This is a genomic window from Rathayibacter rhapontici (assembly GCF_001995175.1).
Lineage (GTDB): Bacteria > Actinomycetota > Actinomycetes > Actinomycetales > Microbacteriaceae > Rathayibacter.
Window position 1 is genome coordinate 1 of record NZ_MUKN01000055.1, and the last position, 25,692, is coordinate 25,692.

Here is a 25,692-nt window from a genome sequence, read left to right on the forward strand (position 1 = left end):
GGCCGCGCGCTCGCGCTCGCGCTGCGCCTGGGCATCGCGGAAGCCGCCGACGGCCGCGTCGATCACGGCGTCGGCGGAGGAGAGGGCGGCCAGCAGTGCCAGCGGATCGTGCGGGCGCACGGCGGCGGCGCGCTCCACCTGGGCCAGGGACGCCTCCGTCTGCGCGACGGCGGTGCCGACGCTCTGCACGAGAGGGGCGGTCGCCGGGTCGGAGGCGTCGAACGCGGCGACGAGCGCGCGACCCTGGGCGACGTCGGCCCGGATCTCGCCGACGCGGGCCGCGAGCGTCCGCTCCGCCTCGCGCAGGTCTGCAGCGCGGGTCGCCACCGCCTCGAGGAGGCCCGCCGCCTGCTCGGCGCCCTGCTGACCCGCCTGCAGCAGCACGGCCGCGCGGCCGGTGTCGCCGGCGGTGAGCGCCGCGCGGGCCGACTCCACTCCGTCACGGGCGAAGCGGAGCCGGTCCTCGGCCTGGTCGGCGTCGTCCTCGACGTCGTCGATCGCGGAGGGGGAGTAGGAGACGGCGAGCTCGCCGAGGATCGCGCGGGTCGGCGCGACGCGGACCGCGACCGCCTCGATGCGCGCGGAGAGCTGCGTCGCCACCTCCGGAGCGTTCTTCTCGAGGTCGCGGAGCTGCTCGAACGCCTCCGCCTTCTCGTCCAGCGCCTGCTCGGCGTCGGCGCAGAGCTGCAGGATCCGGGAGTAGCCGTCGCGGCGCTCCTGGTCGGTCTCGGGCTCGGTGTCGTCGAGGCGCTGCTGCAGGCCGAAGGCCTCGCCGAGGAGCCGCTTCGCGGTCACGAGCGCCTCGCGGAAGGGGCCGGTCGCGTCGGAGCCGAACTGCGCCTCCGCGAAGCCGACCTCCTGCTCGCTGGTGCGCACGGCGTCGTCGGCGTGCACGAGGGCGGATCCGGCGCGGGTGGCGAGCTCGTCGATCGAGGCCTCGACGGCCTCCGCGGCCTTCCGGCGGCGGGAGCGGCGCACGAGGAGGAGGACGACGACGCCCAGGACCACGAGGACGGCGAGGACAGCGAGCACGGTCGTCGCGCCCCGGCCGAGCGACTCCCCGGCGGTCGGCGCGTCGAGGCGCTCGCCGATGCCGTCCGCGGCGGCGACCGCGGCTCCCGCCCAGTCGCCCTCGACGAGCTGCGGCTCGATGTCCTCGCTCTGCAGGGACGAGAGCTGCGCGTCGTCGAGCGCGAAGCCGTCGGCGACCGAGACCTGGTACTGGCGGGCGCGACCGCGACCGCGAGGAGGACGTCGTCGTCGCCGAGCCCGTTCAGCTCCGCGGTCGCGTCGGCCCAGCGCTCGTCGCCCGAGACGCCGGTGAAGCTGTCGACGTACGTCACGAACAGCTGGACGCGCTGCTCCTCGTACAGCCGCGCGACGGCCGACTCGATCTCGGCCGCGTCACCGGAGCCGAGCGCGCCGACGGAGTCGAGCACGGGGGAGGCGCCGAGCGTGACGGGATCCTCCGCGACGGCGGCGGGGGCGCCGGCCAGCACCGCTGCGGCGCCGATCAGCAGCGCCGTGACGGTGCGCAGGAGGGGTCGTCGCGCGGCGGCGCGCTCGCGGACGTCGGACCGGTGGTTCGCTGACGCGGTCATCGCGCACACTCCTTCGTCGTTCGCCTCCCGAGTGTAGACAGGCGACGGAGGCGGGCGGTGTGCGCAGAGCCGACCGAATCAGCCCGCGGTGTCGATCGACGCTTCGACCGCGGCCTGCTCGTGGAGGTGCGTGTACGCGTCCCGCAGCTCGGGCGCTCGCGACACGGTGAAGGTCCACGGGACGTCGGTGAACTGCTCGCCCTCGAGCAGGGCGAGGACGGCGCGGCGCAGGGCATCGACGACCTCCTCGTCGGCCAGGCAGCCGATCGTCAGCTCCGAGACGGCGGGCGATCCTGCCGCGGGGCTCTTCTGAGCATCAGTCATGGTCGTGCAGACGCTAGCCTCCGAGACCGTCCGTTCGTCCGCGCGGCGCGGCGCGACGCTCCCCGTCGACGAGATCGTGCGGCAGTCGACGGAGGTTCACCGCAAGTGGTCCTCTCGCTCGAGGTCGGGCTGGGGCCGGCCGCGGGCGCTTCCGGTGCCCGCGGCGGATGGGAGAACGCCGAGAGGCGGAATGCGGTCGTCACCGGCGCGGTTCCCCTCCGCGGTGCGACTGCAGGTCGCGCCCGCCCGACCCCTGACGAAAGGCCCTCCGTGGATCCCTTCACTCCCCTCACCGCCGGTGACCTCGAACTCCCCAACCGCGTCGTCATGGCGCCGATGACGCGCCTGCGCGCCGACGAGAAGGGCGTCCCCGGCGCCCTCATCGCCGAGCACTACGCCCAGCGCGCGAGCCTGGGCCTGATCATCAGCGAGGGCGTGTTCCCCAGCGCCGAGTCCAAGGGCTACGCCGGGCAGCCGGGCATCGAGACCGCCGAGCAGGCCGAGGGCTGGCGCGTCGTCGCCGACGCCGTGCACGCCGCCGGCGGCCGGATCGTCATGCAGGTCATGAACGCGGGCCGCGTCTCGCACACCGCCATCACCGGGACCGACCGCATCGTCGCTCCCAGTGCGATCGCGATCGACGGAGAGGTCCGCGTCCCCGGCGACGACAAGGCCCGCTTCCCCGTGCCGCACGCGCTGACCACCGAGGAGCTCGCCGTCGTGCGCGACGAGTTCGTGGCCGCCGCCCGCCGCGCGGTCGACGCCGGCTTCGACGGGGTCGAGGTCCACTCGGCCAACGGCTACCTGCTGCACGAGTTCCTCTCGCCGGTCTCGAACGTGCGCACCGACGCCTACGGCGGAAGCCCCGCCGCGCGCGCCGCGTTCCCGATCGAGGTCACCCGCGCGATCGCCGACGAGATCGGCGCCGGCCGCGTCGGCATCCGCATCTCGCCGAGCCACAACATCCAGGACGTCCTCGAGACCGACGACGACGACGTGCGCGCCACCTACGAGGCCCTCGTCGACGGACTCGCTCCGCTCGGGCTCTCCTACCTCAGCGTCCTGCACGCCGAGCCCGCGGGCGAGCTGGTCCAGGACCTCCGCTCGCGCTTCGGCGGCGTCCTGATCGCGAACAGCGGCTTCGGATCGCCGACCACGCGCGACGAGGTCCGCTCGCTGATCGCCGACGGCCACGCCGACGCGGTCGCGGTCGGCCGTCCGGTGATGGCCAACCCCGACCTCGTCGAGCGCTGGCAGGGCGGCCACCCCGAGAACGAGCTCGACCAGGCCACCGTCTACGCGAGCGGAGCCGAGGGCTACACCGACTACGAGCGCCTCCCGGTGTAGTCGCACCGACGACGAAGGCCCGCTCCCTCTCGGGGCGGGCCTTCGTCGTCCCCGGGTCTCAGCCCCGGTGCTTCAGCTCGTCCTCGATGGCGGCGTCCTCCTCGGGGGAGAGCTCGTGCTCGACGTCCTCGGGGCCGGCGGTCTCGCCGACGCGGCCCTCGCCCAGGGCCTTGATCGACTCGATCTCGTCGGTGAGCGCGGCGTCGTCCGGGGAGCCGCTCACGAGCCCGACTCGATCTCTCCGGCCGAGACGGCCTCGGCGTACTTGCGGAGGTCCGGCCCGGGCTCGAAGTCGATGAAGCGGTCCTTCAGACGGGCGTTCAGCTCGGCGAAGACGTCCTCCCAGGGCTCGCCCTTCTTGCTCTGCGCGAGGTCGAGCACCGCCTCGCGGAGGACACGGTCCGAGTCCTCGAGGATCTTGCTGCGGGCTTCGTCGTTCCAGCGGATGTCCTGTGCGTCCATGCTCCGACCGTAGGCGGGGGCGCGGGGGCGACGCAGGGACTTGCGGAGTGCGGATCGGAGGCGTAGGCGCCGCCTCCGGTCCGCACCGCTCACGCCAGGGCGGGCAGGACCTCGCGCTCGAACAGCTCGATCCCGGAGCGGTCGTAGGCCGCATCCGGGAAGTAGAAGATGCCGTAGTCCATGCCGCGCGCGGCCATGTCGGCGAGGCGGTCGACGATCTGCGCGGGGGTGCCGACGGCGAGCGCCTCGGGGGAGCGGTACTCCGCCACGAAGGACGCGGCTCCCTCGGCGCCGAGGAACGGGGTGACGCGCTCCTCCAGCCGATGCAGGCCCTGCTCGACCTCGGCGTCGGTCTCGCCGATCATCACGTTGTAGTTGGCGCTGCGGGTGATCGCCGAGAAGTCGGTGCCGAGGCGCTCGCAGTGCGCGCGGAGCACGTCGCTCTTGTGGTCGAACGCCTCGGGGGCGCCAGCGAAGTTCGTGTACTGCGCGTACTGCGCCGCGATGCGCAGCGTCACCTTCTCGCCGCCGCCGGCCACCCAGAGCGGGATCCCGCCCTCCTGCAGCGGCAGCGGGCGGTTGATCGCGCCGTCGACCGTGTAGTACCGGCCGTCGAGCGTCGCGGAGCCGGTGGTCCAGGCCTGGCGCATGATCTGGACGCCCTCGTCGAGGCGGCCGAGCCGCTCCGCGATGCGCGGGAAGCCGTAGCCGTAGGCGCGCCACTCGTGCTCGTACCAGCCGCCGCCGATGCCCATCTCGACCCGGCCGCCCGAGACGACGTCGACGGTCGTCGCGATCTTGGCGAGGTGCATCGGGTTCCGGTACGACATGCAGGTGCACATCTGGCCGAGGCGCACGCGGGAGGTCGTCGCCGCGAAGGCCGCCATGAGCGTCCACGCCTCGTGCGTCGCCTCCTCCGTCGGCACGGGGACGGTGTGGAAGTGGTCGTAGACCCAGATCGACTCCCAGGCGCTGGCATCGGCGTGCCGGGCGAGGTCGTTCATGGTGCGCCACTGGTCGGCGGGGTCGATGCCGACGAGGTCGTGGCGCCAGCCCTGGGGGATGAAGAGTCCGAATCGCATGCCGCCGACCCTAGGGCGGCCCGGGCGAGAGGTCGAGGGGGTGCGGGGGCTCCAGTACGCTTCCCAGCGATGCTGACCGACACCCTCGACCTGGGCCTCCCGATCATCCTGCTCATGGTGCTCGCGGCCTTCGCCGCAGGCTGGATCGACGCGGTGGTGGGCGGCGGCGGACTGCTGCAGCTGCCCGCGCTGCTCCTGGTGCCCGGCATCTCGCCGGTGCAGGCGCTGGCCACCAACAAGCTCGCGTCGATCTTCGGCACCACGACCAGCGCGATCACGTTCTTCCGGCGGGCGAGGCCCGACCTCCGCACCGCTCTGCCGATGGCGGCCGTCGCCCTCGCGGGCAGCTACGGAGGCGCGACGCTCGCGGGGCTGCTGCCCTCCTCCGTCTTCAAGCCGATCATCGTCGTCGCGCTGATCGTCGTCGCCGTCGTCACGATCGCGCGCCCGACGATGGGCAGCGTCACCGCGCTCAAGCACGCGGGGCGGCGGCACCTCGTGACCGCCGCGGTGCTCGGCCTCGTGATCGGCTTCTACGACGGCCTGATCGGCCCCGGCACCGGCACGTTCCTGATCATCGCCCTGATCACGGCGCTCGGCTACGACTTCCTGCTCGCGAGCGCGAAGGCCAAGATCGTGAACGTCGCGACGAACCTCGGGGCGCTGCTCTACTTCATCCCCGGCGGGCACGTCGTCTGGGTGCTGGGCCTGTTCATGGGCGTGGCGAACGTGGCGGGGGCGTACCTGGGCTCGCGGATGGCGGTGGCGAAGGGGAGCCGCTTCATCCGGATCGCGTTCCTCGCGGTCGTCGGAGCGCTCATCCTGAAGCTCGGGTTCGACGTGTGGACCGAGAACCTGGCGCCGCTGCTGGGCTGAGCGGCGCTCCTCAGGGAGCGACGACCTCGGCGATGATCGTCTCGATCTCGCCCAGGTGCTCGCGCATCGCCGCAGCGGCCGCCGCGCCGTCGCCGCTCGCGAGGGCGTCGAGGATCCTGCGGTGGCCCGCGATCGACGCGGCGCGCCCGCGGTCCTCGAGGTGGGAGTAGAGACGCGCCTCGACGGTCCAGGACGTGGTCAGGTCGCTCATGGTGACCAGGAGCGGGTTGCCGGTGAGCCGGGCGACGGCGACGTGGAACTCGACGTCGAGCCGCACCGAGCGGTCGGGGTCGTCGCAGCCCGCGGCGCGGTCGAGCACGTCCTCGAGCGTGCGCAGCTCCTCCGGACCGGCCCGCAGGGCCGCGAGGCGCGCGATCTCGGGCTCGAGGACCCGCCGCAGCTCGGCCGAGTGCTCGAGCTCGGACCGGTGGGGCTGCAGGCCGGAGGCGAGCAGCCGCTCGGCGGGGGGCATGGCGCTGACGCGGGTGCCCGAGCCCTGCCGGCGCTCGACGAGTCCCGCCGCCTCCATCCGGGCGAGGGCGTCCCGGACGGCGGTGCGCGAGACGCCGAGCTCGGCGGCGATCGCGCGCTCGGAGTCGAGCCGGGCGCGGGGAGGAGCCTGCCCCGGGCGATCTGTCCCTCGAGGTGCCGGACGACGACGGCGGGAACCGTCTCGGCGGCGGAGGTCTCGACCACGGGCTGCCCTTCCTGCGCCCCGGGACGCGGGGCGGACGCTCCGATCATCACACGCGGCCGGCGGTCGTCACGCACTCGAAACACGGGCGAAGCGCGGGCGCAACACCGGTGCGCTTGATTGGTCCTACCACTTCGGCCCCGGCCGTCCGCCCTCGTCCTCGGAGTCCTCATGAAGCTCAGCGTCCTCAAGAACCCGGCGACCCGGATCGGCCTCGCCGCCGTCGCCGGGATCGTCTTCGGCCTGATCGCGGGGGAGTGGGCGGGGAACCTCGAGTTCCTCGGCCAGATCTTCATCCGCCTGATCCAGATGGCGATCGTGCCGCTCGTGATGGCGTCGGTGATCGTGGCGACCGGCTCGATGGGCGGGGTCGGCACGGGCCGGCTCGCCGCCCGCACCTTCGGCTGGATGATCGGCTTCTCGATCGTCGCCGCGTCGGTCGCGGTCGCCCTCGGCCTGCTGCTTCAGCCCGGAGCCGGCGCCACCTTCTCGGGCGAGCTCGACCCGGCGCTCGAGGAGTCGGCCGCCGAGGCCGCGGGCTGGCAGGACACGCTGCTGGGCTTCTTCTCGACCAACATCATCGCCTCGATGTCGACGGCCACGATGGTGCCGGTCATCGTCTTCTCGCTCCTGTTCGGCATCGCGCTGAACAGCTACGCGACCTCCACCGGCAACACGCTCGTGCTCAAGGGACTCGAGCAGCTGCAGCAGATCCTGCTCGTCCTCATCCGGCTCGTGATGCGCATCGCGCCGATCGGAGTGTTCGCGCTGCTCGCGGCGCTGACCGGCGAGGTCGGCCTCGCGGTGGTCTCGACCGCGCTCGCGTACCTCGGCACGACCCTGCTGGGCGTCGTGATCCTCACGGTCGTGTTCGTCGTCGTGGTCACCGTGCGCACCCGCCTCGACCCGCGCCGCCTGCCGCGCAAGCTCGCCGAGCAGACGGTGATCGCGATCACGACCACCAGCTCGGCCGTCACCTTCCCGACCGTGCTGCGCAACACCGTCGAGAAGGTCGGAGTGAGCCGCCGGGTGGCCGACTTCACCCTTTCGATCGGGCTCACCATGGGCTCCTACGGCGCGGTGCTCAACTACACGATCGTCGTCCTCTTCCTCGCGCAGGCCGGCGACGTGTCGCTCTCGCCCGGGCAGATCCTGCTCGGGATGGGACTCGCGATCCTGCTCAACATGGGCACCATCACGGTGCCCGGCGGGTTCCCCGTCGTCGCGCTGTTCCTCGCGACGACCCTCGGCCTGCCGATCCAGGCGGTGGGCCTGCTGATCGCGGTCGACTGGTTCACCGGGATCTTCCGCACGTTCCTGAACGTGAACGGGGACACCTTCGTCGCGATGCTCGTCGCGAACGCCGACGACGAGATCGACCGCGAGGTCTACGCGGGCGTCCGCGAGGCGGAGCGGGCGGACGTCGCGGCCTGACCTGCCGGGCGGGCGCAGAACCTCAGCGGGGAGGGCCCGTCGCGCACGACGGTGCGCGACGAGCCCTCCCGACCGAGGTCCTGCGGCGGATCAGCCGAAGGGGATCGCTCCGACCAGGACGCCGACCGCCAGCATCACCAGCGACACGACCACCGCGCGCCACAGCACCTTGCGGTGGTGGTCGCCGAGGTTGACCGCGGCGAGCGAGACGAGCAGCAGGATCGCGGGGACCAGCGGGCTCTGCAGGTGGACGGGCTGGCCGGTGACGGAGGCGCGGGCCATCTCGACCGGGTCGATGCCGTAGTTCGCGGCGCTCTCGGCGAGCACGGGGAGGATGCCGTAGTAGAAGGCGTCGTTCGACATGAAGAAGGTCATCGGGATGCTCAGCACGCCGGTGATGACGGCGAGGAACGGGCCCAGCGCCGGCGGGATCACGTCGACGACCCACTCGGCCATCGCGTCCACCATGCCGGTGCCGTTGAGAACTCCGATGAGCACGCCCGCGGCGAGGACCATCGAGACGACGCCGACGATGCTCGGCGCGTGCTTCACGATCTCGGACGCCTGGTCCTTCATCTTCGGGAAGTTGATCAGCAGCGCGACCGCGGAGCCGACCATGAAGACGTAGGGCAGCGGCAGGATGTCGGCGACCAGCAGCGTCATGACGGTCAGGGTGAGCGCGAGGTTCACCCAGATCAGCTTCGGGCGCAGGGTCTCGCGCTCGGGGTCGAGCATGGTGTCGGCCATCGCAGTGTCGGCGTCGTCGGCCTGGACACGGGCGGCGACGGCGACCTGGGCGCCGCGCAGCGACTCCGGGCCGCGGAGGAACGAGAACTTCTCGCGGGCGACGGTGCGGATGCCGCCGGTCAGCGCGGCGAGGCCGCCGGTGCGCGGTGCGCGGCCGGCGCCCACCAGCTCGCGCTCGATCATCGGCTCGGCCAGGGCGAGCGAGCCGAGGCGGCGGCGCTCGCCGAGCCCCAGGAACCAGGCGAAGACGAGTGTGACGGCGAGGCCCACCGCGAGGGAGGGGAGCATCGGCACGAAGATCTCGCTCGGCGACACCTGCAGGGCGGCGGCGGCGCGGACCGTCGGGCCGCCCCACGGGACGATGTTGAGCGTGCCGTTCGCGAGACCGGCGACGCAGGTGAGGACGACGGGGTTCATCCCGAGCCGGAGGTAGATCGGCAGCATCGCCGCGGTGGTCACGATGAAGGTGGTCGATCCGTCGCCGTCGAGCGAGACGGCTCCGGCCAGCAGCGCCGTGCCGAGGACGACCTTCGCCGGGTCGTCGCCCAGCGCGCGGACGATGAAGCGGATCAGCGGGTCGAAGAGACCGACGTCGATCATGATGCCGAAGTACATGATCGCGAACATCAGCAGAGCCGCCGTGGGGGCGAGGCTGCCGATGGCCTCGATGACCATGTCGCCGATGCCCAGTCCCGCTCCGGCGAAGAGGCCGAAGATCGTGGGGACGACGATCAGCGCGACCATGGGCGTGAGCCGCTTGGTCATGATCAGGGCCATGAAGGCCAGGATCATCGTGAATCCGAGTACTACCAACACTGCTGACTCCTTCGTCGTCGTGCGTCCTGCTGCCCGTCGCGAGCGGCGCTGTCCGGGTCCTGAGAACCCTAGGGAGACCCGGCCCGGACGCCCGGGTATCGCTCATAAGCGCGCGATCTGCGCATAGTGTGGGTTCTGCGCATTCTGCGCAGGGAGGAGGCCGCATGCGCTTCGCGACCCACGTGCTCGTGCTGCAGCTCGCGACCGTCTCGGCCGCCGTCCTCGTCTGCGCCGGCCTCGTCACCGCGCTCAGCGTGCAGCAGCTGCGCGGCGAGGCGGAGGAGACGGCGCTCGCCATCGCCCGCACCGTCGCCGAGGACCCGGACGTGCGCTCGGCCGTCGGCGACTACTCCGCCGACCCCGGCACTCCGGACGCGGTCGGCCTGCGGAGCGGACCCCTCGAGGACCTCGCCGCCGGAGTGGAGGAGCGCACCGGCGCGCTCTTCGTCGTGATCACCGACGACCAGGGCATCCGGCTCGCCCACCCCGACCCCGACCGGCTCGGCGAGGTCGTCTCGACCAGCGCGACCGAGGCGCTCGCCGGACGCGAGAGCGTCTCGTGGGGCACCGGCACGCTGGGGGAGTCGCGCGGGCGAAGGTGCCCGTGTTCGCTCCTGCCGGCGGCGGCGGGGTCGTCGGCGAGGTGAGCATCGGCTTCGCGCGCTCGAGCGTCTTCGACGACCTGCCCACCGCGCTGCTGGGCGTGCTCGCCGCGGCGGTGGCGGCGCTCGTGCTCGCCGCGGTCGCCTCCGTCTTCATCCGGCGCCGGCTGCTGCGGCTGACCCTGGGCCTCGCCCCGGAGGAGCTGACGGCGCTCGTGCAGGACCAGGCCGCGGTGCTCGACGGGGTCGACGAGGGCGTGCTCGCCTTCGACCGCGACGGTCGGGTCGGCGTCTGCAACGCGCGCGCCGCCGCGATCCTGGGCTCGGACGACCCGTCCGGGCACGCGCTGCAGGGGCTGATCCTGGCCGAGCTCGAGCTGCCGACGCCGCTGGCCGACGCGATCGCCGCCGCGCTGCGCTCGCCCGAGCGGGCACGGGCGGCGGGTGCGGAGGGGTTCGTCGTGCACTCGCGCATCGTCTACGTCGACATCCGCCGGGTGACCCGCGGCGACCGCGACCTCGGCATCGTCGTCGTGCTGCGCGACCGCACCGATGTCGCGGCGCTCAGCCGCCGCCTGGACGCGGTCGGCTCGATGACCAACGCGCTGCGCGTGCAGCGGCACGAGTTCGCCAATCGCCTGCACGTGGTGGCGGGCCTGCTCGACGCCGGCCGGACCGAGTCGGCGCGCGACTACCTCGACGAGGTGCTCACGCGCGGACCGCTGAAGTACCCCGTGCAGCACGCCGACCGGCTGCAGGAGCCGTACCTCCAGGCGCTCGTGGGCGCGAAGGGGATCGAGGCGGCCGAGCGCGGCGTGCTGCTGACCCTGGGCGACGAGACGCTCGTGCGCGGAGTCGTCGTCGAGCCGGAGGACGTGGCGACGGTGGTCGGCAACCTGGTCGACAACGCGGTGCGGGCGGCCGCGCTCGGCGCCCGCGACGTGCGCTTCGTCGAGGTCGAGCTGCTGGACGACGGCGACACGCTGTTCGTGACGGTCGCCGACTCGGGCGACGGGGTCGCGGATCCGGACACCCTGTTCGAGCGCGGACCCGCGGAGGACGACGGGGACGACGACCGCGTGCACGGCCGCGGCTTCGGGCTGCCGCTCTGCCGCGAGGTGGCGGCGCGGCGCGGAGGAGCGGTGTGGCTGTCCGATGCGGGCGGCGCCTCGACGGGAGCGGTGCTCTGCGCGCGGCTGCCCGGTGCGGTGCGTCCGCCCGAGACCCAGGAGGAGCGATGACCGACCCCCAGGAGCGCACGGTGCTCGTCGTGGACGACGACTTCCGCGTGGCGCAGCTGCACGCCGACCTCGTCGACGGACGCCAGGGGCTGCGCGCGCTGCCGCCGGTCCACACCGCGCGGGCCGCGCGGGCGGCCGTGCTCGACTCCGCCCCCGACCTGCTGCTGCTCGACGTGCACCTGCCCGACCAGAGCGGCATCGCGCTGCTGCGCGAGCTCGACACCGACGCGTTCGTCGTGAGCGCCGCCTCGGACGGGGCGACCGTGCGGCGCGCGCTGCACGCCGGCGCGCTGGGCTACCTGATCAAGCCGTTCGATGCGCGGCTGCTGGGCGAGCGGCTCGACGCGTACGTGCGGTTCCGCAACGTGCTGCGCGAGGACCGCGCGGCCGACCAGGAGGCGGTGGAGCGGGCGCTGCGGATCCTGCACTCGGGCGACGCCGCCGCGGCCGGCCCCTCGCGCTCGGCCACCGAGCAGCTCGTGCTCGCCCGTCTAACCGAGTCCGGAGCCGAGCTCTCGGCCCTCGAGGTCGCCGAGCGCGCCGGGATCTCGCGAGCGACCGCCCAGCGCTACCTCTCGGGCCTCGCCGGCCGCGGCCTCGTCGAGATGACCCTGAGCTACGGCTCGACCGGCCGCCCGGAGCACCGCTACCGCGCGAAGTGAGGGCCCATGCCGGGAAGGACGAAGCCCCCCGGGACTCGTGGTTCCGGAGGGCTTCGTCACAGGGTGGGAGCCGAACAGGTGATCCGCGTGCCAGCGGATCGCCGTAGGCGGACGCAGGACGCTCTGCGGGACCGTCCCACGCAGGGAAGCCGACCGCGGTGCGCAGCTGTGCGGCGCACAAGACGATTCAGTGCCCTGCGTCGGCTTCCGCCTCCACGCGGCGGCGCTCGGCGGCCTCCTTGGCCATGCGGCGGCCCTTCGGGCTGACCAGCGAGGCGATGACCGTGACGGTCAGCACTCCGATGATCACGGTCAGCGAGAGGCCCGTGCCGATCTCGAAGACCTCCACGTGCTCACCGTTGTTGATGAACGGCAGGGTGTTCTCGTGGAGCGCGTGCAGGATCAGCTTCACGCCGATGAAGGCGAGGATCGCGGCGAGGCCGTAGCTGAGGTACACCAGGCGGTCGAGCAGGCCGTCGATCAGGAAGTACAGCTGGCGCAGGCCCAGCAGCGAGAACGCGGTCGCGGTGAAGACCAGGAAGACGTCGTTGGTGAGGCCGAAGATCGCGGGCACGCTGTCGAGGGCGAACAGGATGTCCGTGCCGCCGATCGCGGCCATGACCAGGAGCATCGGAGTGAGGACGCGCTTGCCGTCGATGGTCGTGTAGAACTTGTCGCCGTCGTAGGTGTCGCTCGTCTTGAAGATCCGCTTGGCCAGACGGACCATGATGTTGTCGCCCGAGTGCTCGTCGCCCGGCTTCACCAGGTTGAAGGCGGTGAGGAGCAGGATCAGGCCGAACGCGTAGAACACCCAGGCGAACGAGTTGATCAGCGCGGCGCCGAGGAAGATGAAGCCGGTGCGGGCGATCAGGGCGAAGACGATGCCGAAGAGCAGCACCTTCTGCTGGTCGGCCCGGGGCACCTTGAAGCTCGCCATGATGATCAGGAAGACGAACAGGTTGTCGACCGAGAGAGCCTTCTCGGTGATGTAGCCCGCGAAGTACTCGGATCCGGGGGTCGGCCCGCCGAAGACGAGCACGCCGAGGCCGAAGAGCACCGCGATGCCGACGTACAGGGCCGACCACACCGCCGACTCCTTCAGCGTGGGCTCGTGCGCCTTGCGCACGTGGAAGAAGAAGTCGAAGAGCAGGAGCAGGACGATGAAGACGATCGTCAGGGTCCAGATCAGGGGCGATACGGTCATCAGTGGGGGAGGCCTCGCTCGTGAAGGGGTGGGGACGGTCGGCGTCAGGGGTCGGGCGCCGGCGACGGGATCGGGCAGGTGAGAACGCTAGCGACTCGTCGATGCCGGGTCGGCTGCTGCGACCCGATGATGAGTATCTTCTCAGTTCTCGGGCCCGCCGTCGCGTCCAGCGGCCGGTGGTCCACACTGGTGCCATGCCGGACACCGCGGTCGACAGGACCTTCGACGACGCCTACGGGGTGACCATCCACTACCGCTGGTGGTCGCACCCCGCTCCGCGCGCGCTGGTGCAGATCGCGCACGGCGTGGGCGAGCACTCGGGCCGCTACGTCGAGCTCGCCGAGGCGCTCGTCGCCGCGGGCTACGCGGTGGCGGCCGACGACCACCGCGGGCACGGGCGCACCGGCCTCCAGCAGCACGGCGGCGACGCGTCGCAGCTCGGCCGGCTCGGCCCCGGCGGGCTCCGCGCGACGGAGGAGGCGGTCAACCGGCTCACGCGCGAGCTCGCCGCCGAGAACGCCGGCCTCCCGATCGTGCTGCTGGGCCACTCCTGGGGCTCGCTGATGGCGCAGCGGATCGTCGACCACCACTCCTCCGACTACGCCGCCCTGGTGCTCAGCGGCACCGCCTACCGGCTGCCGTTCTTCATGAACGGCGGCGACCTCACCAAGCGGCACCGGCAGCCCGAGGGGCTGGGGCTCGAGTGGCTGTCGCGCGATCCGGCCGTCTGGCAGCTCTTCCACGACGACCAGCTGACGTTCACGGATCCGCTCGCGAAGCGGATCGGGATCGTGGAGACCCTGCGACTGGTCGGCCGCCCCGCGCGCCGCATCGCTCCTCCGCTGCCCCTGCTCATCGTCATCGGCGCGAGGACACCCTCGGCGGCGAGCGGTCGGTGCGGGCGCTCGCCCGGGCGTACCGGCGCCGGTCGGGCTTCACCGACGTCTCGGTGCGGGTGTACCCGGAGGCGCGGCACGAGCTGTTCCAGGAGCTGAACCGCGTCGAGGTCACGGCCGACCTCGTCGCCTGGCTGGACGAGAGGTTCGACTCCCGGCCCGCCCGGCCCGCTCCGGCCTAGGCTGGCCCCATGCATGGCGAGTACAAGGTCCCCGGCGGAAAACTCGTGGTCGTCGACCTGGAGGTGGTCGACGGCAGGTTCGCGGACTTCCGCCTCGCGGGCGACTTCTTCCTCGAGCCCGACACCGCGCTCGACGACATCGACCGCGCGGTCGTGGGGCTGCCGGAGGAGAGCGACGCCAAGACGATCGCCGCGGCGATCCGGGCGGCGCTGCCGAGCGACGCGGTGCTGCTGGGCTTCACGCCCGAGGCGGTCGCCGTCGCGATCCGCCGCTCGCTGCAGAAGGCGACGAGCTGGCGCGACTACGACTGGCGGATCGTGCACGCGAAGGCCGTCTCGCCGGCGATGCACCTCGCGCTCGACGAGGTGCTGACGGCCGCCGTCGGCGAGGGCCGGCGCGAGCCGACGCTGCGCATCTGGGAGTGGGACCAGCCGGCCGTCGTGATCGGCAGCTTCCAGTCGCTGCGCAACGAGGTCGACCTCGGGAACGCCGAGAAGTACGGCGTCGAGGTGGTGCGGCGCATCTCGGGCGGCGGCGCGATGTTCATGGAGGCGGGCAGTGTCGTCACCTACTCGATCTACGTGCCCGGCGACCTGGTGCAGGGGCTGACCTTCGCCGACTCCTACGCGTTCCTCGACGAGTGGACGATCAGCGCGCTGCAGTCGCTCGGCATCGACGCGGTCTACCAGCCGCTCAACGACATCACCTCGCCCTCGGGCAAGATCGGCGGAGCCGCGCAGAAGCGGCTGGGCTCCGGAGCGGTGCTGCACCACGTCACCATGAGCTACGACATCGACGCCGAGAAGATGGTGCAGGTGCTGCGGATCGGCCGCGAGAAGCTGTCCGACAAGGGCATCGCCTCCGCCGTGAAGCGCGTCGACCCGCTGCGCAGCCAGACCGGGCTCAGCCGTGCCGAGATCATCGAGCGGATGAAGGACACCTTCGTGCGCCTGCACGGCGGGACGCCGGGTGACCTGACCGACGCGGAGTACGCGGAGGCCGAGGAGCTGGTGCGGACGAAGTACTCGACGCAGGAGTGGCTGCGCCGGGTGCCGTGAGCTCGGCGGGGCGCTGAGCTGGTCGGGGCGCTGAGCCGGCCGGGGCGCTGGGCGACGGGGCTCAGCTCGCCAGCAGCTCCTGGTAGTCGGGGTGCTCGGCGATGAACTCGGCGACGAACGGGCAGGCCGGCACGATGCGCGAGCCGAAGCGCTCGTGCGCGTCGTCCAGGGCCGCCTCGACCAGGCGGTCGCCGAGCCCCTCGTGCCGGTGCTCGGGGGCGATCTCGGTGTGCAGGAAGACCACGTCGGACCCTCGCAGCGCGTAGTCGGCCAGGCCGACGTTCTCGCCGTCGACCCACAGCGTGTACCGGGACTCGTCCTCGTCGTGACGCACCTCAGAGATCATCGCGTCACTCTACGCCGGGGGTCGCCGGGAGCCCTCGAGGCCGGCGGCGGAGGCCTGGGCGTGTCGGCGGACCGGCGCCGCACTGGCAGAATTGCGGGATGCCCCTCCAGATCGCGGACGGCGTCCCCGAGCTGCGGAGCGCGGTGATCCACGCGGACAACCTCGACGTCCTGCCGCAGCTGGCCGACGGGGCGTTCACGGTCGTGTACCTCGATCCGCCGTTCAACACGGGGCGCGCCCAGGTGCGCACCTCGACGACGTCGGTGCGCTCGGCGACCGGGACGATCGCCGGGTTCAAGGGCCGCAGCTACGAGCGGATCCGCGGCGACCTGCTGCAGTACGACGACCGGTTCGACGACTACTGGTCGTTCCTGGAGCCGCGGCTCGCCGAGGCCTGGCGCCTGCTGGCCGACGACGGCACCCTCTACCTCCATCTCGACTACCGCGAGGCGCACTACGCGAAGGTGCTGCTCGACGCGCTCTTCGGCCGCGAGTGCTTCCTGAACGAGATCATCTGGGCCTACGACTACGGGGCGAAGGCCACGCGCCGCTGGCCGACCAAGCACGACACGATCCTGGTGTACGTGAAGGATCCGCGCGGCTACCACTTCGACTCCGTCGCGGTGGACCGCGAGCCGTACATGGCCCCCGGCCTCGTGACGCCCGAGAAGGCCGAGCGCGGCAAGCGGCCGACGGACGTGTGGTGGCACACGATCGTGTCGCCGACGGGCCGCGAGAAGACGGGATACCCGACGCAGAAGCCGGAGGGGGTCCTGCGGCGCATCGTGCAGGCGTCGAGCCGCGAGGGCGACGCGGTGCTCGACTTCTTCGCGGGCTCGGGGACCACGGGCGCGGTGGCGCACGCGCTCGGGCGCCGCTTCGTGCTCATCGACTCGCACGCCGACGCGGTGGCCGTGATGCGCCGGCGCTTCGCGTCGCTGGACCCGGCGCCGCTGTTCCTCTGAGGCGCTGCGGGCTCTGCCTCTGCCCGCTTATCCGAAAGTTGCGGTGATCGCGCGCGCTTACCGCAACTTCTGGAGAAGCGAGAGGCGGGAGACCTCTCCACAGGCGCCGGATCCCTCATCCGGTTGTGGAAAGCGGGGAGCGGGCGGTGACCGGGGCGATCCTGTCGCCATGAATCAGAGCGACAACCCTCTCGGAGCCTTCTCCCGCGCGTCCGCCATCGAGCGGGGGTGGTCAGAGGATCGCATCCGGCGGCGCGCACTCTCGCGTCCGTTCCACGGCGTCCGCACCGTGATCACGCCGCGCACCCATCTGCAGCGCGCTCAGGCGTACGTCCCTCGCCTGCGGGAGGGCCAGTTCTTCTCGCACCTGACGGCGGCGGTGCTCTACGACGTCCCGCTGCCGGCCCTCGCCGCCGAGGACGATCCGGTGCACGTCGCCGTCTTCTCTCCCGCCAGGCCTCCGCGATGCCGCGGCGTGGTCGGCCACGCGCTGAACGGCGGGCGCTTCGCCGTGACGACCCGGCGCGGTCTCCCCGTCACGGACGCGGTGTCGACGTGGCTCCTGCTCGGCACGGTCCTGGCGTACCGGGAGCTCGTCGTGGCGACGGACCACCTCCTGTTCGTCCCCCGCTACCGCAGTGACGGCCCCGATCGTCCGTTCGCGCGTCGCGCCGACCTCGAGGCCGCTCTTGCGGACTTCCACGGCGCCGGTGCGCGAGCGCTGCGCAGCGCGTTGTCCCGGGCATCGGACGCGGCGGCGTCCCGTCCCGAGACCGGCCTCCGGCTGATGATCGTCGAAGCCGGCCTGCCGGAGCCCGAGCTGAACGTCCCCATCCGCGTGGGCTCGAAGCTGCTCACCGTCGGAGACCTCGTGTTCGCCCGGTGGAAGGTGCTCGTCGAGTACGACGGGGAGCAGCACCGCACCAGCGACGCGCAGTTCGCCCGGGACCGCGAGCGGCTGCTCGCCCTCCAGCTGGCCGGGTGGATCATCGTCCCGATCCGCGCCGAGGGCCTGCGCCGGGGGAGCGCCCGGACGATCGCCGAGATCCGCGCGGCGCTGCACGCGCACGGCTGGCGCGGCTGAGCTCCGGATGCAGCCCGCATGGCGCTGCTCGCCCGGTCCCACTGCGACGCCCTGAGCCCGTCGCTCCCGCAGAAGTTGCGGGAAGCGTGAGCGGTCACCGCAACTTTCGGAGTACGGCGTGGTGGGAGTCGGTCTGAATGAGGAGGAGGAGAAGCGGAGGCGGTGCTTGCACAGCCGTTGCGCGGTGCGTGAGCAGCTGCCGCCGCTTCTGGAGTGCGGTGATGAGTTGCCGCTGAGGGGGAGGGAGAGGGTCGGCAAAAGCCGCCTCGGTTCTGCAGTAGTTGCGGGAAGCGCGAGCGTTCACCGCAACTACTGGAGAAGGGCGGGGGCGAGGTGGCGCGACGGTGAGTGGACTCGGGAGCCGGCGGTACCGCGGTAGTCGCGGTGAGCGCGAGCGGATACCGCAACTCCTGGAGAAGTGCGTCGGGAGAAGTGCGAGGGGCCGGGGTGGAGGGTGGGTGAGTGGTGCGGGGCCGCAGCGATTCCGCAGTTGTTGCGGGAAGCGTGAGCGGATACCGCAACTTGTGGAGAAGCGTGCGCGGCGGGAGTGAGGCGCGGGGTCCGGAGGGGACGGCGGCGGGCGGCGTCAGGAGCTGGCGCGGACGACCAGTTCGGTGGGCATCAGGGTGCGGTGCTCCACCGGGAGGCCCTCGATGCGGGCGACCAGGAGCTCGGCCATGCGGGCGCCCAGGTCGACGGGCATCTGGCGGACGGTGCTGAGGGTGGGGGCCGCGGTGCGGGCGAACATGTCGTCGTCGAAGCCGACGACGGCGACGTCCTCGGGGATCCGCCGGCCGGCGGCCCGCAGCGCCTCGTACGCGCCGACGGCCATCTGGTCGTTGGCGGCGAAGAGCCCGTCGATCGTGGGGTCGCGCTCGAGCAGTCGGCGCATGGCCTCGCGGCCGCTGTCGGGGGAGAAGTCGCCCCACTCGACGAGCGAGTCGTCCAGGCCCGCGTCGGCGAGGGTGCGGCGCCAGCCGACGAGCCGGTCGACGCCCGGGGGCATGTCGGCGGGGCCGGCGATGGTGGCGAGGCGGCGGCGTCCGCGCTCGACGAGGTGCGCGGTCGCGGCGGCGGCCCCCTCCGCGTTGTCGACGTCGACGAAGTACGAGCCGCGCTCCTCCGGCGAGAGCGGGCGGCCGCCGAAGACGATGGGGAGCGAGTTGGCCAGGGCCGCGTACGAGTGGTCGCCCGAGTGGTGCGAGACGACGAGTGCGCCGTCGACGTTGCCGCCCAGGAGGTAGCGGCGGGTCTTCTCGCCGTTGGTCTCGGACGCGATCAGCATCGAGAGGGTGTAGTCGGTGTCGGCCAGGCGCATCGCCGCGCCCTGCACGATCGAGGCGAAGAACGGATCGGCGAAGACGCGCGCCGTCGACTCCGGCACGATCAGCGCGATCGACTGCGTGCGCCGCGAGGCCAGCATGCGGGCGGCGCGGTTGGGCACGTAGTCGAGCTCGCCGATCGCCTTCTCGACCGCGGCGACGATGTCGGCGGCGACCTGCGGGGCGCCGTTGACGACCCGCGAGACGGTCGCGCGCGACACTCCGGCGCGCGCGGCGACCATCTCGAGGGTGGGGGAGCGCCCCGCCTCGCGGCCGATCGATCCGTCGGACACGGGTCAGCCCAGGAGCGACGCGGCGGAGCCGCCGAGCAGACGGGAGTAGACCAGGCCGGAGTCCTTGATCGTGCGCTCCTGGGACTCGTAGTCGACGCGGACGATGCCGAAGCGCTTCTCGTAGCCCCACGCCCACTCGTAGTTGTCGAGCAGCGACCAGACGAAGTAGCCGCGGACGTCGGCGCCCTGGTCGATCGCGTCGGCGACCTTCTCGACGTGGTCGAGCACGTACTGGGTGCGGTCCACGTCGTGCACGCGGCCGTCCTCGAGGACGTCGTCGTACGCGGCCCCGTTCTCGGTGACGTAGAGCGGAGGGAGGTTCTCGTACTCCAGGCCCAGGCGGGTGAGCAGGTAGCGCAGTCCGTCGGGGTGCACCTCCCAGTCCATCGCCGTGCGCGGCAGGCCGCGGCTGGGGAAGGTGATGAACTCCGACCCCACGAACGGCGAGGCCGTCTCGCGGTCGGTCGCGACGGCGAAGTCCTCGGTGCCGGCGGGGAGCGGGTGACCGGAGACGTTGTCGTCGTGGTAGTGGTTCACGCCGAGGAAGTCGAGCGGCAGCGAAATGAGGTCGAGGTCGCCGTCGACGATCAGCTCGTCCAGTCCGAGTCCGGCGACGTCCTCGAGGAGGTCCTCGGGGTACTCGCCGCGCAGCAGCGGGTCGAGGAAGATCCGGTTCTGCAACGCGTCGAAGCGGCGGGCGGCGTCGAGGTCGACCTCGTCCTCGGGATCGTCGGGGACGGCGTTGGAGAGGTTGAGGGTGATCCCGAGGTTCTGCGCGCCGAGCTGGCGCAGCGTCGAGACGGCGAGGCCGTGGGCGAGGTGGGTGTGGTGCACCGCCGCGAGCGCGGCCTGCTGCGAGATCACTCCAGGGGCGTGCACGCCCGCACCGTACGAGAGCAGCGTCGAGCAGAACGGCTCGTTGAAGGTCGTCCAGTGCTGGACCCGGTCGCCGAGGCTCTCGTAGACGGCCTCGGCGTAGTCGCGGAAGCGCTCGGCGGTGTCGCGGTTCGTCCAGCCGCCCGTCTCCTCCACGGCCTGCGGGAGGTCCCAGTGGTAGAGCGTGAGCCACGGCAGGATCCCGGCGCCCAGCAGCTCGTCGACCAGTCGCGAGTAGAAGTCGAGGCCCTCGGCGTTGACGGAGCGGTCGCCCGGCTTCACGCGCGACCAGCTGACCGAGAAGCGGTACGAGCCCAGGCCCAGCTCCTTCATCAGCTGCACGTCGGCGGGCATGCGGTGGTAGTGGTCGACGGCGACCTCGGGGGTGTCGCCCTTCGCGACAGCGCCGGGGACGCGCGAGAACGCGTCCCAGATGCTGTCCTCCTTGCCGCCCTCGTGGCCGGCGCCCTCGATCTGGGCGGCGGCCGTCGCGGAGCCCCACAGGAACCCGACGGGCCAGTCGCGCACGGCGAGGCGCTCGGCCCGGGCGGTCTGCTCAGCGAGGCTCGGCGACTCGGTGGCGGGGGTGCGGGCAACGCTCATGGGCGACTCCTTCGGCTGGTACGGCCATCCTACGGCCTTCGATGGAGCGCTCTCCCGCCGCCGTTCCGGCACCGCGCCGAGATCTCGGGGCGGCGCCGGAACGGTTCAGCTCCGCCGGTCGTCGGGCGCGGTCGGAGTCGTGCGGACGGAGTCGGTCCGCACGTCGGGCTCGATGCTGCCCGCGGCGAGGTCCGCGCCCGCCCGGGCGGCGAGCTGCGGGTCGGTCCGGCGGAGCTCCTCGGCCCGCTCGTCGTCGGCGGCGAGGTCGTGCGCCTCCTGCATCGCCGACTTCGCGCGCAGCGGCGGCGTCCTGAGGAACCACGACAGCACGAAGGCGAGCAGGACCACGCCGAGGGCGACCGAGAAGACGGTCACGGTGGCGTCGTTGAAGCCGGTGAGGAACGGCGCCGAGAGGGCGCGGTCGGCGGTGTTCAGGAACGAGGTGTCGCCGTCGAGCGCGGAGCCGATCGCCGAGGTGTCCTGCGACTGCAGGAGGCCGAGGATCTTCTCGTTCGCGGGATCGGCGAGCACCGCCGGGTCGGCGAGGGCGGCCTGCAGATCGGAGGCGATCGCGGGCTTCTGGAAGGCGCCCGCGATCGTGTCGGGGATGCGGGTGAACAGCACCGAGAAGATCACCGCGGTGCCCAGGGTGCCGCCGATCTGCCGGAAGAACGTCGAGGCGCTCGTCGCGACTCCCATGTTCGCCACGTCGACCGAGTTCTGCGAGGCGAGGGTCAGTGTCTGCATCATCTGGCCGAGTCCGAGGCCCAGCAGCAGCATCCCGCCCATCATGAACAGGACCGGCTTGTCGATGGAGACGAAGGTGAACCAGAAGAACGCCGCCGACATCAGGAAGGTGCCGACGATGGGGAACGCCCGGTAGCGGCCGGTGCGCGAGATGATCTGGCCCGAGACGATCGAGGCGATCATGAGGCCGAGGATCATCGGCAGCATCAGGAAGCCGGACTCGGTGGGCGTCGCTCCGTTCACGAGCTGCAGGTAGAGCGGGATGGTCATCATGCCGCCGAACATGCCGAAGCCCACGAGGACGCCCAGCACGGTGGCCATCGAGAAGGTCGGCGAGCGGAAGAGCTTGAGCGGGATCAGCGCGTCGTCGCCCATCATCCGCTCGGCCGCGATGAAGCCGACGATCCCCAGGACCCCGACGATGTAGCAGACCCACGCGATCGGGGAGCTCCAGCCCCACTCGCGGCCCTGCTCCGCGATCAGCAGGAGGGGGCCGGCGGCGACGACGACGAGGGCGGCGCCCCACCAGTCGATGCGGACGGAGCGGGTGCCGGCGGGCTTGGGCAGGTGCAGGAAGCGGAGCACGATGACGAGCGCCACGGCGCCGATCGGCAGGTTGATCAGGAACACCCAGCGCCAGCCGGTGATGAACAGGATCTCGGGCGTGCCGGCGAGCAGGCCGCCGATCAGCGGGCCGACGACGCTCGAGACGCCGAAGACGGCCAGGAAGTAGCCCTGGTACTTGGCGCGCTCGCGCGGCGGCAGGATGTCGCCCATGACGGTCAGCGCGAGCGACATGAGACCGCCGGCACCGAGCCCCTGCACCGCGCGGAAGCCGGCGAGGCCGAGCATCGAGGTCGCGAACCCGGCCAGGAGGGAGCCGATCAGGAACAGGACGATCGCGATCAGGTAGAGCGGGCGCCGGCCGAAGATGTCGGAGAGCTTTCCGTAGATCGGAGTCGCGATGGTCGAGACGATCAGGTAGGCGGTGGTCACCCACGCCTGCTGCGAGAGTCCGTCGAGGTCGTCGGCGATCGTGCGCATCGACGTGCCCACGATCGTCTGATCGAGCGAGGACAGAAACATGCCCGCCATCAGCCCGAAGATCACGAAGAGGATCTGGCGGTGCGACATGACCGCGCCCGAGGGCGTCGGTGCTGTCGGTCGGGAAGCGGAGTCGGCCATGGGTGTCCCCTCGTCAGGCGGGCACCGTCAGGGCACGGCCGACCGCCGCGAACGTTGCGTGCTGCGCAAAGTTACACCGGGGGTCGACGCGCCTCCAGAGCCCGCGGCGAGCCTGAACGGGATCTCAGGAGGCGCGCGCGGGCGTCACTCCGCCGCGGTGGAGGGCTCCTCGGTCCAGCCGGCCTCGCGCAGCGCGGCCCTCGCCTCGGCGCGCGCCGAGTAGGGCGTGCGCACCCCCTGGATGTCGCGGTAGTTCTGGTGGCCCGGGCCCGCCCAGAGGATCGAGTCGCCCTCCTCGGCCAGCGCCACCGCGACGCGGATCGCGCGCTTGGGGTCGTCGACCTCGTGGATGTCTCCGTCCGGACGCGCCGCGCGGGCGCCTCGACGAGCGTGCGGCGGATGGAGGCCGGGTCCTCGAAGCGCGGGTGGTGATCGGTGACGACGAGCACGTCGCTGCCGGAGACGGCGGCCTGGGCCATCGCGGGCCGCTTCAGCGTGTCACGGTCGCCGTCGGCGCCGAACACCATGATCACGCGGCCGCGGGTCACTCCGCGGACCGCCTCGAGCGTGTGCTGGAAGGCGTCGGCGCTGTGGCCGAAGTCGACGTAGACGGTCGGGCCGCGCTCGCCCGAGACGCGCTCGGTGCGACCGGGGAGCGAGACGGCCACTCCGCCGTCGCGGTGCAGCGCCGCGCGGATCTCGCCGAGCGGTCGGCCCGACTCGACCAGCATCACGATGGCGAGCGCCGCGTTCGCCGCCATGTGCGCGCCGATGATCGGCACCGAGGTGGTGATCGCCCGCGACTCGCGGTTCTGGATGCGGAAGCCGGTGCGGCCGAACTCCTGCTCGAGGATCGTCACCGTCCAATCGGCCTCGACGTCCGGGAGCGAGGTGATCGTGGTCACGGGGACTCCCGCGGTGTCGCGGATGCGGGCACCGGCGGGGGAGTCGAGCGAGACGACCGCGCGGCGGGCCCGGTCGGGCTGGAAGAGCTGCGCCTTCTGGGAGAAGTAGGTCTCCATGTCGCCGTAGTCGTCGAGGTGGTCGTGGCTGAGGTTCGTGAACCCCGCGACGTCGAACACGACTCCGTCGACCCGGTGGCGCGTGAGCGCCTGGGCGCTGACCTCGATCGCCGCGGCTCCGACCCCGTCCTCGTGCATGCGGGCGAGCAGCGCGTGCAGCTCGGTCGCTCGGGCGTGGTCAGGCCGCTCGTGATCGAGGTGTCGCCGATGTGGCGCTCAGCGGTGGAGCTGAGCCCCGGGACCACGCCGAGCTGACGGAGGATCCCCTCGATCATGTGCACGGTCGAGGTCTTGCCGTTGGTGCCGGTGACGCCGAAGAGCACGGGGGCGCGCTCGGCCGTGCCGTACACCGCGGCGGCGACGGCGCCGAGGCGCGAGCGCGGGTCGTCGACGACCAGCACGGGCAGGCCCGTGGCGCGGGCGAGCTCCGCGCCGGCCTCGTCGGTCATCACCGCGGAGGCGCCGCGCTCGCGGGCCTCGCCGACGAACTCGGCGCCGTGCCGGTTCACTCCGGCGAGGGCGACGAACAGATCGCCGGGCTCGACGTCGGACGCGGTCAGCACGACCCCGGTGACGTCGGCGTCGACGAGGTCGTCGGCCGGGATCTCGAGGGTGCGCGCGAGGGCCGAGAGAGGGACCGCGGGAGCGAGGCGGGGTCGGAGCATGGGGTCCTTTCGTCGCCGGGATCGCCGGTGCGGGGCCGAGGGGGCGGACTCGCGCGATCGCCGGTGCTGTCACCCACGGTAGGGGAGCCGCTGATGTGGATCCCTGAAGGATATTGGAGTCGGGCTCGAAGATCCGGTCGCCGGGCGGTCGACGGGAGACCTCGACGGACCCGCGTCTAGGCTCGGAGGATGACGTCGAGCGAGAACGAGACCCCCGGCGGACGTCCCGTGCGGCGGCGCGCACTGGTCATCGGCGGCGTCGCGGCGGCCGCGGGAGCGACCGCGTTCGGCGTCGGCGCCGCGATCGGAGCCGGCCGGGGAGTGCCGGGCCCGACCCCGGCGCCGACGAGTCCCGCGACCTGGACGCCCACTCCTACTCCCTCGGCGACGGCGACCCCCGAGCCGGCGCCGACCGTCACGGAGGTGCCGACGCCCACTCCGACTCCGGGCATCGACCTCTCGGCGAACTCCGTCGACGACGCGGCGAGCCCGTGGGTGGTCGTCAACAAGCTGCGGACGCTGAACCCGGTCGACTACGTGCCGGCCGATCTCGTCTACCCGGACGTCCGCTACGTGAACCGCCAGCCGATGCGGCAGGCGACGGCCGACGCGCTCGTCGCGATGGTCGGGGCCGCGTCGACGGAGGCGGGACTCGCGCTCGCCGTGCAGAGCGCGTACCGCTCCTACGACACGCAGGTCAGCGTCTACGCGGGCTGGGTGTCGACCCGCGGTCAGGCCGGAGCCGACGCGACGAGCGCGCGGCCCGGGCACAGCGAGCACCAGACGGGATGGGCCGTCGACGTCGTCGGCGCGTCCGGCGCCTGCGCGCTGGAGATCTGCTGGGGCGAGACCCCGGAGGGCGTCTGGGTGGGGGAGAACGCGCACCGATTCGGGTTCCTCGTCCGGTACAAGCCGCAGAACACTCCGATCACCGGATACGAGTCCGAGCCGTACCACCTGCGCTACGTGGGGACCGAGCTCGCGCAGCACCTGCACGACACGGGCGTCGAGACGCTGGAGCGTCTGTTCGGACTTCCGGATGCGCCCGATTACGCGCCCGGATCGGCTTCCTAGGCGCTCTAGCGATCACATCCGGACGTCCGGCGACGTGACACGCGCCGCTCGTTACCGTACTGTTACCCGAAGCGTTTCCGGACGACCCCCTCCGTCCGAGCGCGACAGCCCCTTGACAGGGCCATCCCGTCTGTAGATCAGTGCGTCACCGTGCCGTCGCATCCCGAACCGTGAGATACCTCTGTGCCCCCCAGCTCCATCCGCTCCACCCCGACTCCGTCCCCCACCGCCCCCGAGGTCGTCGCTCCCGACGCGACGCCGCGCCCCTGACCCGCCGCGAG

At 72.2% G+C, this 25,692-nt stretch carries 22 protein-coding genes and 5 pseudogenes; 11 read left to right on the top strand and 16 right to left on the bottom strand.

Annotated features, from left to right (window positions below; all coding sequences use genetic code 11):
- The 4 genes and pseudogenes from B0T42_RS21545 to B0T42_RS15225 all read right to left on the bottom strand — a co-directional run.
- A pseudogene (locus B0T42_RS21545) lies at positions 1 to 1,032 on the bottom strand (TPM domain-containing protein); the annotation flags it as partial.
- Between the two features lie 63 nt (positions 1,033 to 1,095).
- Positions 1,096 to 1,299, bottom strand: a pseudogene (locus B0T42_RS22780) (TPM domain-containing protein); the annotation flags it as partial.
- Positions 1,290 to 1,601 (bottom strand): annotated as a pseudogene (locus B0T42_RS22785) (hypothetical protein); the annotation flags it as partial. The pseudogenes B0T42_RS22785 and B0T42_RS22780, both read right to left, overlap by 10 nt.
- 78 nt (positions 1,602 to 1,679) lie before the next feature.
- A complete protein-coding gene (locus tag B0T42_RS15225) occupies positions 1,680 to 1,925 on the bottom strand; it encodes a hypothetical protein (protein WP_077223875.1) in 246 nt (81 codons plus the stop codon).
- Positions 1,926 to 2,195: 270 nt separating this feature from the next.
- Here B0T42_RS15225 and B0T42_RS15230 point away from each other — a divergent pair, with 270 nt between their 5' ends.
- Positions 2,196 to 3,272, top strand: a complete 1,077-nt coding sequence (locus B0T42_RS15230) for an alkene reductase (protein WP_077223876.1) — start codon at positions 2,196 to 2,198, stop codon at positions 3,270 to 3,272.
- A 58-nt stretch (positions 3,273 to 3,330) separates the two neighbouring features.
- Here the strand turns inward: B0T42_RS15230 and B0T42_RS20185 are convergent, their stop codons facing one another.
- The 3 genes from B0T42_RS20185 to B0T42_RS15240 form a co-directional block, all read right to left on the bottom strand.
- Entirely contained in the window at positions 3,331 to 3,495 is a 165-nt protein-coding gene (locus tag B0T42_RS20185) for a hypothetical protein (RefSeq protein WP_158078151.1), read from the bottom strand.
- Complete coding sequence (locus tag B0T42_RS15235; RefSeq protein WP_055786822.1) at positions 3,492 to 3,734, bottom strand: hypothetical protein; 243 nt, start codon at positions 3,732 to 3,734, stop codon at positions 3,492 to 3,494. The genes B0T42_RS20185 and B0T42_RS15235 overlap by 4 nt, the downstream gene beginning before the upstream one ends.
- A gap of 89 nt (positions 3,735 to 3,823) precedes the next feature.
- The gene (locus B0T42_RS15240; protein ID WP_077223878.1) at positions 3,824 to 4,816 is read right to left on the bottom strand and encodes an LLM class F420-dependent oxidoreductase; all 993 of its coding nucleotides are present in this window, start codon (positions 4,814 to 4,816) and stop codon (positions 3,824 to 3,826) included.
- Positions 4,817 to 4,885: 69 nt separating this feature from the next.
- On the opposite strand from B0T42_RS15240, the gene B0T42_RS15245 reads away from it, so the two are divergent.
- The gene (locus B0T42_RS15245) at positions 4,886 to 5,692 is read left to right on the top strand and encodes a sulfite exporter TauE/SafE family protein (RefSeq protein ID WP_077223879.1); all 807 of its coding nucleotides are present in this window, start codon (positions 4,886 to 4,888) and stop codon (positions 5,690 to 5,692) included.
- Positions 5,693 to 5,702: 10 nt separating this feature from the next.
- Here B0T42_RS15245 and B0T42_RS15250 read toward each other — a convergent pair whose 3' ends face one another.
- Positions 5,703 to 6,164 (bottom strand): FadR/GntR family transcriptional regulator, encoded by a 462-nt coding sequence (locus B0T42_RS15250; RefSeq protein ID WP_269087532.1) that lies wholly within the window; start codon positions 6,162 to 6,164, stop codon positions 5,703 to 5,705.
- A gap of 3 nt (positions 6,165 to 6,167) precedes the next feature.
- A pseudogene (locus B0T42_RS22055) lies at positions 6,168 to 6,302 on the bottom strand (GntR family transcriptional regulator); the annotation flags it as partial.
- A gap of 255 nt (positions 6,303 to 6,557) precedes the next feature.
- Here B0T42_RS22055 and B0T42_RS15255 point away from each other — a divergent pair.
- Positions 6,558 to 7,820: a dicarboxylate/amino acid:cation symporter gene (locus B0T42_RS15255; protein WP_077223882.1), complete on the top strand. Its 1,263-nt coding sequence runs from the start codon at positions 6,558 to 6,560 to the stop codon at positions 7,818 to 7,820.
- A gap of 90 nt (positions 7,821 to 7,910) precedes the next feature.
- Here B0T42_RS15255 and B0T42_RS15260 read toward each other — a convergent pair whose 3' ends face one another.
- A complete protein-coding gene (locus B0T42_RS15260) occupies positions 7,911 to 9,359 on the bottom strand; it encodes a CitMHS family transporter (protein ID WP_077223884.1) in 1,449 nt (482 codons plus the stop codon).
- A 188-nt stretch (positions 9,360 to 9,547) separates the two neighbouring features.
- On the opposite strand from B0T42_RS15260, the gene B0T42_RS22400 reads away from it, so the two are divergent.
- Genes B0T42_RS22400 through B0T42_RS15270 form a run of 3 tightly spaced genes read left to right on the top strand, consistent with a single transcriptional unit; the run spans position 9,548 to position 11,888 of the window.
- Positions 9,548 to 10,030, top strand: a complete 483-nt coding sequence (locus B0T42_RS22400; RefSeq protein ID WP_342418261.1) for a sensor histidine kinase — start codon at positions 9,548 to 9,550, stop codon at positions 10,028 to 10,030.
- Positions 9,988 to 11,226 carry a sensor histidine kinase gene (locus B0T42_RS15265; protein ID WP_342418262.1) on the top strand — a complete coding sequence of 413 codons (1,239 nt, stop codon included), beginning with the start codon at positions 9,988 to 9,990 and terminating at the stop codon, positions 11,224 to 11,226. Before B0T42_RS22400 ends, B0T42_RS15265 begins: the two co-directional genes overlap by 43 nt.
- Positions 11,223 to 11,888, top strand: a complete 666-nt coding sequence (locus B0T42_RS15270) for a response regulator (RefSeq protein ID WP_077223885.1) — start codon at positions 11,223 to 11,225, stop codon at positions 11,886 to 11,888. The genes B0T42_RS15265 and B0T42_RS15270 overlap by 4 nt, the downstream gene beginning before the upstream one ends.
- Positions 11,889 to 12,075: 187 nt before the next feature.
- Here B0T42_RS15270 and B0T42_RS15275 read toward each other — a convergent pair whose 3' ends face one another.
- Positions 12,076 to 13,092 (bottom strand): TerC family protein, encoded by a 1,017-nt coding sequence (locus B0T42_RS15275; RefSeq protein ID WP_077223886.1) that lies wholly within the window; start codon positions 13,090 to 13,092, stop codon positions 12,076 to 12,078.
- Between the two features lie 194 nt (positions 13,093 to 13,286).
- On the opposite strand from B0T42_RS15275, the gene B0T42_RS15280 reads away from it, so the two are divergent.
- Both B0T42_RS15280 and B0T42_RS15285 read left to right on the top strand, forming a co-directional pair.
- Complete coding sequence (locus B0T42_RS15280; RefSeq protein WP_342418263.1) at positions 13,287 to 14,087, top strand: alpha/beta fold hydrolase; 801 nt, start codon at positions 13,287 to 13,289, stop codon at positions 14,085 to 14,087.
- 92 nt (positions 14,088 to 14,179) lie between these two features.
- Positions 14,180 to 15,229 (top strand): lipoate-protein ligase LplAB, encoded by a 1,050-nt coding sequence (locus tag B0T42_RS15285; protein ID WP_077223887.1) that lies wholly within the window; start codon positions 14,180 to 14,182, stop codon positions 15,227 to 15,229.
- 61 nt (positions 15,230 to 15,290) lie between these two features.
- Here the strand turns inward: B0T42_RS15285 and B0T42_RS15290 are convergent, their stop codons facing one another.
- Positions 15,291 to 15,575, bottom strand: a complete 285-nt coding sequence (locus tag B0T42_RS15290; protein WP_077223889.1) for a GNAT family N-acetyltransferase — start codon at positions 15,573 to 15,575, stop codon at positions 15,291 to 15,293.
- A gap of 98 nt (positions 15,576 to 15,673) precedes the next feature.
- Here B0T42_RS15290 and B0T42_RS15295 point away from each other — a divergent pair, with 98 nt between their 5' ends.
- Together B0T42_RS15295 and B0T42_RS15300 are read left to right on the top strand one after the other, a co-directional pair.
- Positions 15,674 to 16,540 carry a DNA-methyltransferase gene (locus B0T42_RS15295; RefSeq protein WP_077223890.1) on the top strand — a complete coding sequence of 289 codons (867 nt, stop codon included), beginning with the start codon at positions 15,674 to 15,676 and terminating at the stop codon, positions 16,538 to 16,540.
- Between the two features lie 169 nt (positions 16,541 to 16,709).
- Positions 16,710 to 17,624, top strand: coding sequence for a DUF559 domain-containing protein (locus B0T42_RS15300; RefSeq protein ID WP_077223892.1), 915 nt, complete (start codon positions 16,710 to 16,712; stop codon positions 17,622 to 17,624).
- 586 nt (positions 17,625 to 18,210) lie between these two features.
- Here the strand turns inward: B0T42_RS15300 and B0T42_RS15305 are convergent.
- From B0T42_RS15305 to B0T42_RS15320, 4 genes and pseudogenes are all read right to left on the bottom strand, one after another.
- Positions 18,211 to 19,188, bottom strand: a complete 978-nt coding sequence (locus B0T42_RS15305) for a LacI family DNA-binding transcriptional regulator (RefSeq protein WP_077223895.1) — start codon at positions 19,186 to 19,188, stop codon at positions 18,211 to 18,213.
- Between the two features lie 54 nt (positions 19,189 to 19,242).
- Positions 19,243 to 20,718 (bottom strand): GH1 family beta-glucosidase, encoded by a 1,476-nt coding sequence (locus B0T42_RS15310; protein ID WP_077223893.1) that lies wholly within the window; start codon positions 20,716 to 20,718, stop codon positions 19,243 to 19,245.
- 105 nt (positions 20,719 to 20,823) lie between these two features.
- Positions 20,824 to 22,650 carry an MDR family MFS transporter gene (locus tag B0T42_RS15315; protein ID WP_236720333.1) on the bottom strand — a complete coding sequence of 609 codons (1,827 nt, stop codon included), beginning with the start codon at positions 22,648 to 22,650 and terminating at the stop codon, positions 20,824 to 20,826.
- Positions 22,651 to 22,794: 144 nt separating this feature from the next.
- Positions 22,795 to 24,337: pseudogene (locus B0T42_RS15320) on the bottom strand (Mur ligase family protein).
- A gap of 189 nt (positions 24,338 to 24,526) precedes the next feature.
- On the opposite strand from B0T42_RS15320, the gene B0T42_RS15325 reads away from it, so the two are divergent.
- A complete protein-coding gene (locus B0T42_RS15325) occupies positions 24,527 to 25,411 on the top strand; it encodes a M15 family metallopeptidase (RefSeq protein ID WP_077223894.1) in 885 nt (294 codons plus the stop codon).
- Positions 25,412 to 25,692 lie beyond the last annotated feature (281 nt).

Coding starts and splice junctions, on each gene's coding strand:
- B0T42_RS15225 (WP_077223875.1), bottom strand. CDS start 1,925: ATGACTGATGCTCAGAAGAGCCCCGCGGCAGGATCGCCCGCCGTCTCG.
- B0T42_RS15235 (WP_055786822.1), bottom strand. CDS start 3,734: ATGGACGCACAGGACATCCGCTGGAACGACGAAGCCCGCAGCAAGATC.
- B0T42_RS15240 (WP_077223878.1), bottom strand. CDS start 4,816: ATGCGATTCGGACTCTTCATCCCCCAGGGCTGGCGCCACGACCTCGTC.
- B0T42_RS15245 (WP_077223879.1), top strand. CDS start 4,886: ATGCTGACCGACACCCTCGACCTGGGCCTCCCGATCATCCTGCTCATG.
- B0T42_RS15250 (WP_269087532.1), bottom strand. CDS start 6,164: ATGCCCCCCGCCGAGCGGCTGCTCGCCTCCGGCCTGCAGCCCCACCGG.
- B0T42_RS15255 (WP_077223882.1), top strand. CDS start 6,558: ATGAAGCTCAGCGTCCTCAAGAACCCGGCGACCCGGATCGGCCTCGCC.
- B0T42_RS15260 (WP_077223884.1), bottom strand. CDS start 9,359: ATGATCCTGGCCTTCATGGCCCTGATCATGACCAAGCGGCTCACGCCC.
- B0T42_RS22400 (WP_342418261.1), top strand. CDS start 9,548: ATGCGCTTCGCGACCCACGTGCTCGTGCTGCAGCTCGCGACCGTCTCG.
- B0T42_RS15270 (WP_077223885.1), top strand. CDS start 11,223: ATGACCGACCCCCAGGAGCGCACGGTGCTCGTCGTGGACGACGACTTC.
- B0T42_RS15275 (WP_077223886.1), bottom strand. CDS start 13,092: ATGACCGTATCGCCCCTGATCTGGACCCTGACGATCGTCTTCATCGTC.
- B0T42_RS15280 (WP_342418263.1), top strand. CDS start 13,287: ATGCCGGACACCGCGGTCGACAGGACCTTCGACGACGCCTACGGGGTG.
- B0T42_RS15285 (WP_077223887.1), top strand. CDS start 14,180: ATGCATGGCGAGTACAAGGTCCCCGGCGGAAAACTCGTGGTCGTCGAC.
- B0T42_RS15290 (WP_077223889.1), bottom strand. CDS start 15,575: ATGATCTCTGAGGTGCGTCACGACGAGGACGAGTCCCGGTACACGCTG.
- B0T42_RS15295 (WP_077223890.1), top strand. CDS start 15,674: ATGCCCCTCCAGATCGCGGACGGCGTCCCCGAGCTGCGGAGCGCGGTG.
- B0T42_RS15300 (WP_077223892.1), top strand. CDS start 16,710: ATGAATCAGAGCGACAACCCTCTCGGAGCCTTCTCCCGCGCGTCCGCC.
- B0T42_RS15305 (WP_077223895.1), bottom strand. CDS start 19,188: ATGGTCGCCGCGCGCGCCGGAGTGTCGCGCGCGACCGTCTCGCGGGTC.
- B0T42_RS15310 (WP_077223893.1), bottom strand. CDS start 20,718: ATGAGCGTTGCCCGCACCCCCGCCACCGAGTCGCCGAGCCTCGCTGAG.
- B0T42_RS15315 (WP_236720333.1), bottom strand. CDS start 22,650: ATGGCCGACTCCGCTTCCCGACCGACAGCACCGACGCCCTCGGGCGCG.
- B0T42_RS15325 (WP_077223894.1), top strand. CDS start 24,527: ATGACGTCGAGCGAGAACGAGACCCCCGGCGGACGTCCCGTGCGGCGG.